This is a genomic window from Paenibacillus sp. FSL L8-0470 (assembly GCF_038008625.1).
Lineage (GTDB): Bacteria > Bacillota > Bacilli > Paenibacillales > Paenibacillaceae > Paenibacillus_AQ.
This window is the reverse complement of record NZ_JBBOZM010000001.1, coordinates 5,504,324-5,517,076: the sequence shown is the minus strand read 5'-3', so window position 1 is coordinate 5,517,076 and position 12,753 is coordinate 5,504,324. Positions and strand designations below refer to the sequence as shown.

Here is a 12,753-nt window from a genome sequence, read left to right as displayed (position 1 = left end):
TAAATGTTCAATTTGAATGTCAGGAGCGACGCAGCATGAATAAAGAAATCAATTGGCTCCGGCCCTGCCTTAACCCTCTGCCCCAGCGGATAAGTAACACGGAAAATTCCCTGGTAAGCCTTTGCGGAGGAGACTGGAAATTAAATATGTCCCCTCCGGAAGACTTTTTTGATCCAGCCGCAGACCTTTCCGGTTGGTCAGATACTACTGTTCCCCTGCAGATTGATGCGGGGGAGAGTGAATACGCATACGCACGTGAGCTGCACATTCCTGCAGAATGGGAGCAGAACAGAGTTTTTCTGCGTTTTGACGGAGCTAACTGTTATGCGCGCGTGTTCATTGATGGGTTTTTTATCTGCGATCATTATGGAGGTTTTGTCAGCTGGGATTGTGACATTACCGACTATATCGTCCCCGGCCAGGCGCACCGGCTGGTGGTAGGGATTACCGATAAGCCGTCGGAGGTGAATCCGTTTCATCGGGGAGGGCTGATCCGTGAGGTGGCTCTCTACACCGTGCCTCAGACTTATCTTGCCCGCCTGCATGCCGATACTGTGTTTGACGGAAGCTATACAGATGCAACCCTTACCGTCTCCGCTATGATTGCTGGAGGAGGCGGGACCGTGGCGATGAAACTGACCTCACCCTCCGGGGAGGTGATGCAGCTTGCACCGCTTGCAGGGAATGCCAAATGTGACTTGATAGGTGCATACACCATCCTTGCTCCGCTGAAATGGGACAGTGAGCATCCGCATCTCTACACCATTACAGCTTCACTGATTGTAGACGGCAGCTGTGTAGAAACTGCCGTCAAAACAATCGGATTCAGGCAGATCGAACAGAGAGGCGATGAAGTATTTGTCAACGGCCAGCTGCTCAAGCTCCGCGGAATCAACCGTCACGACATTCACCCTATTACGGGCAGGTCTCTAACCCGCGAGCTGATGGAAGAGGATGTGCGTCTGTTCAAGGAAGCCAATATTAACTTTATCCGAACGAGCCATTATCCGCCCAGCCCATATTTTTTGGACCTATGCGATCAATACGGGATGTACGTGGAGGATGAGATTGCAGTCTCTTTCCTGGGATACGGCACTTGGCATACCCAGAGTGATCCCGAATTTACAGCATGTTTTATGGGGCAGTTCACGGAAATGATAGAGCGGGATCGTTCTCATCCGAGTGTAATTATCTGGTCTTTGGCCAATGAGAGTTATTGGGGGGAGAATCTGGCATTGATGAACGATTATGCCCATAAGGAGGACCCCGGACGACTGACCATCTTTAGTTATCCGCTTACACAAATGGAGAATGACATCCCGGCAGATATCTGGAGTGTGCATTACGAGAGAGGGGACAGTGACCTCGCTGATTTGACGGATTGCTTCCACCGGAGCCGCCATGAGCCGGCAGCACGGCCTGTGCTTCATGATGAATCGACCCATATTCCATGTTATAACCGCAGTGAGCTTCAGCACGATCCAGGAGTCCGGGATTTCTGGGGGGAGACCCTCTGCAGATTCTGGGACAAGGTATGGATGACCAAAGGGGCCTTAGGATGCGCGATTTGGGCTGGCATCGACGATATTAGATTGCAGGATCAGGCTTCGTATACTTATCCATGGGGGATCATTGATGGCTGGCGGCGCTTGAAGCCGGAATATTGGCATACCCGCAAAGGATATTCGCCGGTACGTCTGTCAGGCGAACCCAGGGATCAGGACGGAAGCATAGCTCTGACTATCCACAACCGCTTCAATCATACCTGCTTGAGTGAGCTGTGCATTACCTGGAGCCTTGACGGTATGTCGGGAGAAATACAGGGTCCTGACGTTCCTCCGCGGGGTGAAGGCTTGCTGAGTCTTCCTGCCCGTTACCGGTCAGGGGCGACGCTGGAGCTGACCTTTACCGATCCTTTCGGATATCAGGTAGAGGAAGCGGTGTATACATTAAATGCCACACCCCTGCAGTTGCCCTGTCTCACCGGAGGTGAGCCTGTCATTACCAGAGAAGAAGGCAGTGTAATCATCAGCGGCAAGGAATTTTCTCTGGTCTTCTCGGCCGAATCCGGATTGATCAGCGAAGGATATTACCGGAACCGCCTTATACTCACCGGAGGTCCGTTTCTGAATTTGACCGGATTGGACTTGGCTTCATGGAAGCTGGATACCCTGGAGGCCGGAATGGCTGACGGCAATGCCCAGATTACATTGGACGGCTGTTATGGTGAAGTGAAGGTGCGCTTTGTAATGTCAGTGGACGCGGACGGACTTATGGAAACGTCGTATACGATTACGGATATGCCTTATCCAAGTCCCAGAGAAATTGCGATTGGTGCAAGTATTACTTCCCATTCGGGCGGCTATCACGAAGTTGGTATTGCCTTTACGGTATCCGGCGATTTGCATAACTTGTCATGGAAAAGAACGGGCCTGTGGAATGTATATCCGGACTGGCATTTGGCCCGTCTTACAGGGAGAACTCCGAGGTTCAACCCTCAGGGCGTGAACAAGGCGGATTCCCCGCCTGATTGGGGCTGGCAGATGGATGAGAAGGATGCCTCCCTGTTCGGCAAATATGATATCGGCCGCCGGGGAACCCGTGATTTTGCGGGTATGAAGCCGTCTATTGCCTATGCCGCTATGGAGAAGGACGGCGCGGCCTTCACCGCTCTGTCTGACGGAAGTGATTCCATACGGATGGAGGTGGGCTTTAAGCCGGATCATCTCATATCTGACCGGAATCCTGATATTGACTACAAGGGCAGCTGGTTAACACAGGACACCAAATACCGCAGTCTCGGAGGCACAGAGATGTGGTCCAAAACGGCAGGAGATAGCTGTGAATATACCTTTACCGGAACAGGAATAGCCTGGTACTCCAGTCTGGACCGGATTTGTGGAACAGCCAGGGTATATATTGACGGCGAATTGAAGGATGTCTGTGTTGATCTGGGTGTGAGCCGGGCCGGCAAGCATGCTCGGGGCTACAAGAAGTATTTCCGTCAGCTGGTGTACTCCATTCAGGATTTGCCCCACGGCAAGCATATCCTGCGGATTGAAGTGACAGGCGAAAGGGCGGAAGGTTCTAACAACAGCTACGTAAACATTGATCATTTTTTGGTGATGGACGGGAGTGAAATCGGTGATACGAGGTTCTTAATCAACAGTGAAATCAATTATCCGGAGCTGTCGTGGGGGAATTATACCAAGCCTCCTATTGCTGTCTCATCAGGTTATACCCGCCGTATTTATACTATGCTTGGGAAGATACAGTGCTTGTGACATGTAAAGTCTTCTTTCGCAGCAATCGAGAAAGTATAATAAACGTGCGATGCGCCGACAGCTGCGTATCGCACGATATGTTCCGTGAGGGATAGGTTTAGAGCTCGATTGCTTTCATTCGAATTTACTCACAAGAAAGTTAGAACTCGTAAGTCTTCAGTTTTCCGTTTCTTGAAGAGAGTTTCAGCACATTTCCATCCTCAGGCAAGGTTTCCTGAAGGTCATTACTTTAATACAAATAGACACATTAATCTTTCAAGTATTTTTCTAAGGCTGGGTAATTTCTCTGTGCTACGTTAAAGCCATGTTGATAGAATTCTGTCAATACGTCTGGATCATTTTCCGTTCTTTTGACGACTTTCACTTCTGGCCGTAATACAAATACTTTTCCCTCTGCTTCTAATTGTTCTATATAAGTTAAAATCCGATTATATTCATATGCTCTACTAACTAAAGCTTGATAGAATTTAGGGTATTGTCTGTAAAAAAATTTTGCCACTAGATTAAATGGTTTATCTGACTTTTTTAAGTATCCTTTATTCTGTGTAAGAATGATAACGTTTTTTTTACATCCATCCTTTATTGCTCGTTGAATCGGAATTGAGTCAGAAACACTACCATCTAATAGAGGTATTCCATCGATATGTACAATTTTGCTCACCAGAGGCATACTACTAGATGCTCTACAGAACCTCATAAATCGTTCTTTATCTTCTTTTTCTTCTAAGTAAACCGCCTGTCCATTTTCACAATTCGTTGCAACAGTAATACATTTTTGCTTGGAAGAAAAAAACGTATTAAAATCAAAAGGATATAGTTCCCTCGGAAAATAATCATAGATCATATCCATATCAAATAAATCTCCGGTCTTAAAATAATTTTTTAGACTGACATACTTCGTTTCTCTTAAGGAGTCAATCATAGAGTTTTTAATCCGTTTTGGCTGTCTAGATACATAACTCGCACCTACTCCTGACCCAGCAGAAACCCCAATTACATATGGGAAGTATAAATTTATTTCCATAAAATAATCCAATACTCCCGCACTAAATACTCCCCTAGTGCCCCCTCCTTCTAAAACTAGACCTATTTTCATTATCAAAATCCCCCTTTTGTCACTTAACTAATAAATTGTTCCTTTATCAATTATTTGTTGGGTCAGCTCTTAAGTGTATTTTTCCATGTTCACAATTAACTTTGCCTTTTTCCTTTTTCAATTTCTTTTCCTAAAAAGTAAATCGCATACATCCCTACTAAGACACCTACGACAGCAGTCAAAACAAGAATAGTCCAACTAATCTTATCTGCACCTAACACAAAAAATGAATCATTCCATGGTCCCCAAACAGGAATCCAAGAACCTAATAGATGAATTTTTAAAAAGGAGATTGCGATAAGTGGTCCACTAATTGCTGTAGTAATTAGTCCAAAAAATTTGCCTTTGGATACTAATAATAAAGATAACCAGTTTGGAACATACACGATAAAATTCACTAATAACAGCGGTAAGGTGAATTTATACCCCCAATTCATTGCTTGACGCATATGATCGTAATCGTGTATTGCAATCATGATTAACATTAATAAGTTTATAAAAAGTAAAGGATAAATACTTTCTTTAGATAACTTTTTATTCATCGGTAGTCCACCCTCTCTTCAGCAAGTGCTTTTTTTGCATTTCGAATAGTTCTCATTCCAAGGAATAAGAAAATGACAGCTAGAATAGCATGGATTGAGCCACCTAAATAGTCTTCTCCCATCCACATCATAAGTACTGAGCAAAATTCCAGAATTATCAAAATGCCTAAAAGTACAAAGCTTAAAATATTCCCTTTCTTTTGGTCCATATTAACTATCTCTCCTTATAATAAATATAATATTCGCAGCTCATATCTCCAACCAAACCCTTGATAAAGGTGGGTAAACTAAAAAAGCGTCAGATCATCACTTGACTGACGCCGTTCGTAATCCATTGCCAAATAACGGCTTGGAAAAGTATCGATTCCGCGGATTATTCCGATTTCTTTGAGACTCAGATTACGAAAAATTTTGACGGATGGACTCGGCTTTTTCTTTGGTAAAGACACCTGAATCCAACAGATCCAGTATGGATAATACTCCACCACGGGAACCCCAGCTTCCTTCATCAATCACTTGGAAGGATACCCACCAGCCTGGAGACGGCTCCTTCACATCAAGTGCTTGGGCCAAACTGGATAGTATATTCTGAATAACTTCTTTCCGGACCTCATTTCTCCAATCTCCATCCATGACCAGAATGTTTATAAGGATGATATCCTTTTCTGGTGTATCCACTATTAATTTTCCTCCAATACCCATATGCCCGGTGGAGAACTCGGAGAATCGAACCTGGAAACCTTCACGTGCTGGCGGGCAAAACTGTCCAACCTCTGGAACCAGCACTGCATCTGTCAGTGTTTCGGCAAGAATGCGGCGTTGCTCTAAGGAAATACGGCCTTCAGGATAGTTAACTGCAATCATAGTCATAATAATTCGCTCCTTTTTTATAGGTGATACCCAAGAAAGTAGTGTGGTTCTAAATGAGAGTTCTACTCATACCTATAATCTAAACGGTGAAGAATCCCTTGTCAATACTAATTATTATAAAAATATATATTATAATAATATATAAAATAATCAGTGTGCATTATGTTGAAATGCTTTATAATTAACTTGCCAGTTCCGTTCAGGGTTAATCGTTTGATTCTGGCAGCATTTCCATAGGAGGTAATACAACAATGGCTTCACTATCCGCAAAAGAGAATACGATGCTTGCGATACTGGGCATTCTTTCAATAGGTCCACACACCGGCTACGATATTAAACAACATATGGAACAAAGTACCCAGTATTTTTGGAAAGAAAATTACGGCCAGATTTATCCGGGCCTGGCCGAGCTTTTGAAAAATAAGGATGTGTCAGTCCGTGTACAGCGCCAGAATGGGAAGCCTGATAAAAAAATATACAGCATTACGGAACAGGGAAAGCAGCTCTTGAAAAATTGGCTCTCCCAGCCAATGGAGCACATGGTGATGCTAAAGAAGAACGAATTACTGCTAAAGGTATTTTTCGGTAGTAATACTTCAACTGACATTATTATCGGGCATATTTTGGATCATAAAAAAAAGCTGGAGGAAGCATTACAGATCTTTTTGGGGCTTGAGGAATGGCTTCTGAAGCAAGAGCCGGATGACCCGAATATTAAGTACTGGATAATTACCAATAATTATGGTAAAAGACAATTCAGTAGCCTTATACGTTGGTGTGATGAGAGTATTAATGAGTTGGAGACTCAAAGTGACCGGAGCGTGGATAAGGGGTAGCCGTTCTTGACCAGTTACGGGTACTGCCAACAAAAAAAGAGGAATTTGCAACACTCCAGGTTTTGATTACACAACGACCGGTTTTCACTCTGATAAGAGTGTAGCCGGCCTTTTTGTTATCTCTGGTGCAAAAGCCGCAATGATCTGAGAAAGTTGAGAGTCTAACTATTGGAAAAAATATCATGCAAAATAGAGGCGGATCGCACAGAAAGTATTTACACGATTCACGCGGCACTGGATGCAGGAGTTACGCTTCTAGATACAGGTGACTTTTATAGTTCGGGAGACAATGAACTTTTGGTTGCTGAAGCTTTGAAAGGAAGAAAGCACGAAGATGCCATCCTCAGTGTGAAATTTGGCATGATGATCTCACCGGATGGCTCCTATTCGGGAATTGACTGCCGTCCTCAGGCTGTGAAAAACTCACTCTCGTGTGCATCAAAAAGATTATAAATTTTTGTGTAGCTGTTGACTGGGGCACCCCCTACTTGATTCTCTAATAATAAGTAGGGGATGGGCAGCATCAGACTTGACAGTTGCTGTTGCTCAGGGGGTTAGCGTAGAAGGGGGGAGGCGTACAGTTTTCAGAAATATCGGCTTTATCGGCCATCATCTGGCCTCGGCATGCGTTCAACTGATCGATGGCGGTCTGCTATATTTGTATTGCATTAACCCTGAAATCGCTTAGTTGTCTCACGTATGACCAAGCTTGTAGGCAACATGACTTTCTTATTGCCGTAAGATGAGCCTTCGGTAATTTCGAACAGCAGCTTGGCACTCTCATAGCCAAGGACGTCGAAATATTGCTTCACTGTGCTCAAGGCGACCTTAGCGAACTTGGAGCTCTCGAAATCGTCAAAGCCGATTAGGGATACTTGTTCAGGGATACGGATATCAATTGCGGTCAGCCGTTCTATGACCTCAAGGGCCCGCTTATCGTTCGCGCAGAAAAGTGCAGTCAGCTCCCCGCTTTGTATCAGGTGTGCAAGCACAGAGTGGTCCATTTCCTTATCCAGGAACAAGAGAGACTCGGAGATTGGAATGGACGCATTCAACATGGCATTGCGGTAACCGTTATATCTGTCAATCTCCGGACTCAGATGATAGTCGTAAGCCGCAAATCCGATTCGTCGATGACCTTGCTGTATCAAGTATTCTACTGCTTCATAAGCACCGTCGTGGTTATTACATGTGACGACGTTGACAGGATAGCCGGAAGGCGAACGGTCAAGCATAACGAATGGGATCGCTTTTTTTCGAATTTCCCCGAGATAGCCCTTTGCAGCTTCGGGATCAGAGGAATAGATGAGTAATCCTCTTAGTTCCGTTTGAATCAGCCCCAGAACGAGCTCGCACTCCTGTTCGAAGTCATTTTCCACGAATTCAATGATCAGCTTGCAGCCATGTTTGCCCAGAAAGGACTGGATGCCCCTCATGATCTGCATATACGAACTATCGTACAGTTCGACGCCAGAAATGACGAAAGCCACCAGATTCGAGGTCTTTTCCGGGACGGCCGCTTGACTGGCGACGAAGCTCCCCTTACCTCTGATACGGTAGATCACGCCCTCGTTCACCAGCTCTGACAGAGCTTTGCGCACAGTGATAGTGCTGACATCCAGCAGCTTGGAAAATTCCGACTCGCTAGGAATCCGGTCTTCCTCTGTAAATTCCTGATTCTCAATCTGGGATAAGACATAGTCTTTCACCATCTGGTACTTTGTCAGAGTCAAATCCTTCTTGCTCAAGTAAGTTCACCTCATATCGACATTTCCTCAATTATAGCGTATATCGTTTTAAAAAGTATACGTACTTAGAGTGTGTTTTAGATGGATTATTATCAAATAAGCAGGAGATTCTCGAAAATTAAGTAATAATGGGGCTTAATAACATAAAATATTTGAATTTTGTGCAGGTCTGTATTACTATGGGGTCAAATAAAGTATGCTCTTTCATTAACTTAACATAATAGCTTTACTGCAGTCCGCTACGCCGTCAACGGACAACAAAAAGAGCTGCTGGCAAATCCAGCAGCCCGACGCTTGAGTATTTCATTTAGATAGTAACAAGAGTGCCTTCCTTCCCGAACGGGTAGTCGATGACAATACGACCAACTTCGCAATCGCCGATGCCACTGTACAGATTGACCTTGCCATCGGGACGCATTTCGATGCCGGCGGTGAATGTGCAGTCCGTTAGATGCGGTTTCTTGGCGGGACCCTCGGGATAACAAGGACGCGTGCCGATGATTTTCAACTCTGAGAACTGATTCGTCTGCGGGTCCAATACGAAGGCCATGTTCATATAGGTCGATGTATCTCCTTGAGCATAACAGATATGGCCAATGACGCCGATCTTCCCGCTCTCAAGCAAGTAGGCCTGGTTGCAGCCCCCCCACTCATCCTCATGGAACAGGCCTCTGATATTGGGGGCGTTCTCAATAACCTCCGGAGACAGGTCGTCGAGGCTGTTGATGATTGTGAATCCAACTAAAGATTCACTTCCGAATTCCTTGCGTACTTCTTCTCCGCGTGGTCGTGAGAAGACACCGATCCTGCCATCCTGAAGCTCTACAAGCCGAATGTCTTTCATATAATCCGGACCGGTCGTGAAGTAGAAGAGATCATGAATATCATGGCCTTTGTAGAAGTAACCGTAGAAAGTATCAAGCTGTCCCTGCTTGTAACGGACATGAGTACCGCCTAATATGAGCTGTTTGTGGATTATGCTAATGTAAGGGTCTTCAAGCTGATAAATCATTGTGTCCGGAACGGCAGTCCACTCATCCGGACCACTCTGCTCGAACAGGCGGACCCAAGACCTTGCCCACTCATGGCGTTTTTCCAGGCGACCATAAATGTAGCGCTTGCCGTTCCATTCAAACGGGATCGTAGGGTTGTAGACATCGAAGTCTTCGACTCCGTGGAAAACAAGCTTGGCGCTTTCATAAATGCGTTTGTTTGCTTCAAATTGCTGACGCAGTTGCAATAAGTTCATTTGTGGCAATCTCCTTTCAGGCTTCAATAACAATTCTATCCTAATGGATAGCTATGTCCCAATTCTTGCTCCAATTTTAAATGCATTATGGTGGTTTGACATTGTAAGACTTGTCTTTATCAATGTACATATACGAACAAGGAGGAAGATGGCCAATGTTGAAGCTTCTCGCGGCGGACGGCATTGATTCTGAGATTCAGGCCCATTACCGGCTGATCGCTTCGGTGCACGATACGATCGGCATGCATAGTCATGACTTTTTTGAATTGTTTCTTATTCTGAAGGGAAGCGTTGTACATGTCATTAACAGCAACCGGCAGTTGTTGCAGGAAAATACTCTCGTGTTTATACGGGACCGGGATGTGCATTGCTATGAGCAGACGACAGATAGCGATTGCCAGTTCATCAATTTGTCGTTCAACCGGGAGGTCCTGGATGACCTGATTGCTTTCTTGGGAGAGGGATTCCCGAGTGGAAGGCTTCTTGAGCCGGCCATGCCGCCGTCGACTTTGTTGTCCAAAACGGAGAAGGAATATGTGCGGTATCGGCTGGAGCAGCTCAGTCTGATCCCGCAGGAGAAGAAGCTGGCTATCAAAGCAGAGGTAAGAGCCATCTTGACCGATCTGTTCTCCCGCTACATCAAGGCTGAAGCGGAGCCGTTCGAACCGGCAGGACAGCCGGAATGGTTAAAGGCTCTATGCAGAGAGGTGAAACAGAAAGAACAATTTACGCGGGGAGCAGCCGCGCTTGTCCAACTGTCGGGCAAATCGCATGCTTACGTGTGCAGAATGTTCAGAGAGTATCTCGGGATGTCTCCGACCCAGTATATCAATGAATTAAGAATTTCCTACGCCGAGAATTTGCTGCTGAACACGGGTATGGAAATCGTGGATATCAGTTTGGAAATCGGACTTGAGAATGTTAGCTACTTCTATGACTTGTTTAAGCGGAGACACAACCTGACGCCCCATCGATACCGCCAATTCGGAAATATTCATAAATAGTATACTAAATAAATCTAATTTGTATTTGGATTTTATATATTGACGCAGTAAATAGTATGTGCTATTTTTTACCTAGCATAATAACTTTCGGCATCATGATGGTCTACTCTGTATAAAACGGAAAGCAGAAGTAACCCGGCTTCGGCGAACGTTAGGGTCCAATCTGGAGGTGAATTGAATGCGCTTGCATTCCGGCTGAGTCGCGGAGTTCACGCATCTGTGAGCCCTAGTACCAGCCTATCAGACTACAACATGTTGACAGTCAGGAGGTGTTTCTGTGAAGACAAGTAATAACAGGTTCATAGCCAGAATGATCAGGCACCGCTATCTCTACCTTATGGTGCTTCCCGGCTTCCTGACACTGCTGGTTTTTCACTATTTTCCGATGTACGGAATTTTAATCGCTTTCAAGGATTTTAACGCTTCCAAGGGGATATGGGGAAGCGAGTGGGTGGGATTCAAGTATTTTATTTCTTTTTTTAATGATCCCATGGCGTTTAGGGTTTTGAAGAACACATTGCTTCTCGGTTTGTATACTTTATTCTGGTCATTTCCGGCGCCGATTATATTGGCACTGCTGTTCAATGAACTGCGGAACAAAAGATTTAAGAAGATCGTTCAGACGGTATCTTATTTCCCGCACTTCATTTCGGTCGTCATTGTTGCGGGGATGCTTAAGGAATTTACGGCGAGGGACGGCTTGTTTAACAATATTGTCGCCTTTTTCGGCGGAGAACCGGTTATGTTTCTTCTGGAGTCGGATTTTTTCCGGTCCATCTTCATCTCTTCCGGTATATGGCAAGGCGTCGGGTTCGGCACGATCATCTACCTTGCCGCATTAAGCGGAATAGATCCAACGCTTTATGATGTGGCTGAAGTAGACGGCGCAGGGCGATGGAAGAAGGTTTTGCACATTACATGGCCTTCGCTCAAGCCGACCACAATCATATTGCTGATTTTCGCTGTAGGGGGAGTTCTTGGAAGTGATTTTCAGAAGATCATTCTGCTCTATTCACCTGAGACTTACGAAGTAGCGGATGTCATCGGGTCCTATGTCTATCGTCAAGGTATACTGGGTGCGCAATACGAGTACACGACAGCAATCGGAATGTTCATGTCGCTTATTTCCTTTATTATTCTTTACTTGACCAATTGGATTAGCCGGAAAGTATCAGAGACAAGTTTGTTCTAGGTGGTGAGAGGTTGAAAAGGGTTAGCTTAGGTTCCAGAGCTTTCGATGCAATAAACGTTATGATCATGCTGTTAATCCTGGTTGTTGTGCTGTATCCGATTCTGCACATTGTCGCGACATCGCTAAGCGGTGCAAGTTACATCTCTTCCGGGAGCGTAACGGTTTGGCCTAAGGGATTTAATCTGGAAGCGTACACGACGGTATTTCATGATCCATACATTTTTAAAGGGTATCTGAACTCGATTATTTATGCGACAGGCTCAACGGGCATCATGCTGCTTTTTACGGCAATGATGGCGTATCCGCTCACGATCCCTGGATTTGCGGGTAAGAAATTTTTAACCTTCTTCCTTATGATAACGATGTTTTTCGGTGGCGGTTTAATTCCGACCTATCTGCTTATGCGCAGTCTGAACCTGTTAGACACGGTATGGGTCATGATTCTCCCGGGCGCAATCAGCGCTTATAACGTATTTTTATTTCGTACCTTCTTTCTTAATATTCCGTCTGAGCTGAAGGACTCCGCTTATATCGACGGGGCGAATGATTTAGTGGTCCTATTCAAAATCATACTGCCGTTGTCGAAAGCGCTTTTTGCAACCTTTGCTCTGTTCGGTCTGGTCGGAAGCTGGAACAGCTGGTTCGAAGCTTTGATTTACTTGCGGGATCAGGATAAGTACCCTTTGCAGATGGTGTTAAGAAACTATCTGTTCACTTTGGATACGACTGCGATTCAAGGCCGGGTAGGAGGCGGTGCTGTTGCTGTCAATGCCCCGGGAGAAACACTTGATCCGAAGGCGGTACGAATGAGTGTCATTATTATTACCATGTTTCCGATTATGTGCATTTATCCCTTCTTTCAGAAGCATTTCACCAAGGGATTATTCGTAGGCTCCGTCAAAGGCTGAGCTGCGGATGTGCCGGTGTAAAGA

The 12,753-nt window shown here is 45.2% G+C and carries 12 protein-coding genes; 6 read left to right on the top strand and 6 right to left on the bottom strand.

Features of this window, described 5'->3' with window-relative positions; translation table 11 throughout:
- Positions 1-35 precede the first annotated feature (35 nt).
- Positions 36-3,284 (top strand): glycoside hydrolase family 2 protein, encoded by a 3,249-nt coding sequence (locus NST99_RS25220; protein ID WP_341095290.1) that lies wholly within the window; start codon positions 36-38, stop codon positions 3,282-3,284.
- Positions 3,285-3,531: 247 nt separating this feature from the next.
- Here the strand turns inward: NST99_RS25220 and NST99_RS25215 are convergent, their stop codons facing one another.
- The 4 genes from NST99_RS25215 to NST99_RS25200 all read right to left on the bottom strand — a co-directional run bounded on the left by NST99_RS25215 (position 3,532) and on the right by NST99_RS25200 (position 5,792).
- Positions 3,532-4,380 carry a patatin-like phospholipase family protein gene (locus NST99_RS25215; protein ID WP_341095289.1) on the bottom strand — a complete coding sequence of 283 codons (849 nt, stop codon included), beginning with the start codon at positions 4,378-4,380 and terminating at the stop codon, positions 3,532-3,534.
- 95 nt (positions 4,381-4,475) lie between these two features.
- On the bottom strand, positions 4,476-4,922 hold the full coding sequence (locus NST99_RS25210; RefSeq protein WP_341095287.1) for a hypothetical protein: 447 nt from the start codon (positions 4,920-4,922) through the stop codon (positions 4,476-4,478).
- Positions 4,919-5,131 carry a hypothetical protein gene (locus NST99_RS25205; RefSeq protein ID WP_341095285.1) on the bottom strand — a complete coding sequence of 71 codons (213 nt, stop codon included), beginning with the start codon at positions 5,129-5,131 and terminating at the stop codon, positions 4,919-4,921. Before NST99_RS25205 ends, NST99_RS25210 begins: the two co-directional genes overlap by 4 nt.
- 190 nt (positions 5,132-5,321) lie before the next feature.
- Positions 5,322-5,792: a tautomerase family protein gene (locus tag NST99_RS25200; RefSeq protein WP_341095283.1), complete on the bottom strand. Its 471-nt coding sequence runs from the start codon at positions 5,790-5,792 to the stop codon at positions 5,322-5,324.
- 251 nt (positions 5,793-6,043) lie between these two features.
- On the opposite strand from NST99_RS25200, the gene NST99_RS25195 reads away from it, so the two are divergent.
- Both NST99_RS25195 and NST99_RS25190 read left to right on the top strand, forming a co-directional pair.
- On the top strand, positions 6,044-6,628 hold the full coding sequence (locus NST99_RS25195; protein ID WP_341095282.1) for a PadR family transcriptional regulator: 585 nt from the start codon (positions 6,044-6,046) through the stop codon (positions 6,626-6,628).
- Between the two features lie 168 nt (positions 6,629-6,796).
- Positions 6,797-7,081, top strand: a complete 285-nt coding sequence (locus NST99_RS25190; RefSeq protein ID WP_341095281.1) for an aldo/keto reductase — start codon at positions 6,797-6,799, stop codon at positions 7,079-7,081.
- 215 nt (positions 7,082-7,296) lie between these two features.
- Here NST99_RS25190 and NST99_RS25185 read toward each other — a convergent pair whose 3' ends face one another.
- The gene (locus NST99_RS25185; RefSeq protein WP_341095280.1) at positions 7,297-8,376 is read right to left on the bottom strand and encodes a GntR family transcriptional regulator; all 1,080 of its coding nucleotides are present in this window, start codon (positions 8,374-8,376) and stop codon (positions 7,297-7,299) included.
- 307 nt (positions 8,377-8,683) lie between these two features.
- Entirely contained in the window at positions 8,684-9,625 is a 942-nt protein-coding gene (locus NST99_RS25180; RefSeq protein WP_341095279.1) for an MTP-1 family protein, read from the bottom strand.
- A gap of 155 nt (positions 9,626-9,780) precedes the next feature.
- On the opposite strand from NST99_RS25180, the gene NST99_RS25175 reads away from it, so the two are divergent.
- From NST99_RS25175 to NST99_RS25165, 3 genes are all read left to right on the top strand, one after another.
- Positions 9,781-10,629, top strand: a complete 849-nt coding sequence (locus NST99_RS25175; protein WP_341095278.1) for an AraC family transcriptional regulator — start codon at positions 9,781-9,783, stop codon at positions 10,627-10,629.
- 277 nt (positions 10,630-10,906) lie between these two features.
- Entirely contained in the window at positions 10,907-11,821 is a 915-nt protein-coding gene (locus tag NST99_RS25170) for an ABC transporter permease (RefSeq protein ID WP_341095276.1), read from the top strand.
- Between the two features lie 11 nt (positions 11,822-11,832).
- Positions 11,833-12,729, top strand: coding sequence for a carbohydrate ABC transporter permease (locus NST99_RS25165; RefSeq protein WP_341095273.1), 897 nt, complete (start codon positions 11,833-11,835; stop codon positions 12,727-12,729).
- The last annotated feature ends 24 nt before the right edge of the window (positions 12,730-12,753 follow it).

Coding starts and splice junctions, on each gene's coding strand:
- NST99_RS25220 (WP_341095290.1), top strand. CDS start 36: ATGAATAAAGAAATCAATTGGCTCCGGCCCTGCCTTAACCCTCTGCCC.
- NST99_RS25215 (WP_341095289.1), bottom strand. CDS start 4,380: ATGAAAATAGGTCTAGTTTTAGAAGGAGGGGGCACTAGGGGAGTATTT.
- NST99_RS25210 (WP_341095287.1), bottom strand. CDS start 4,922: ATGAATAAAAAGTTATCTAAAGAAAGTATTTATCCTTTACTTTTTATA.
- NST99_RS25205 (WP_341095285.1), bottom strand. CDS start 5,131: ATGGACCAAAAGAAAGGGAATATTTTAAGCTTTGTACTTTTAGGCATT.
- NST99_RS25200 (WP_341095283.1), bottom strand. CDS start 5,792: ATGACTATGATTGCAGTTAACTATCCTGAAGGCCGTATTTCCTTAGAG.
- NST99_RS25195 (WP_341095282.1), top strand. CDS start 6,044: ATGGCTTCACTATCCGCAAAAGAGAATACGATGCTTGCGATACTGGGC.
- NST99_RS25180 (WP_341095279.1), bottom strand. CDS start 9,625: ATGAACTTATTGCAACTGCGTCAGCAATTTGAAGCAAACAAACGCATT.
- NST99_RS25175 (WP_341095278.1), top strand. CDS start 9,781: ATGTTGAAGCTTCTCGCGGCGGACGGCATTGATTCTGAGATTCAGGCC.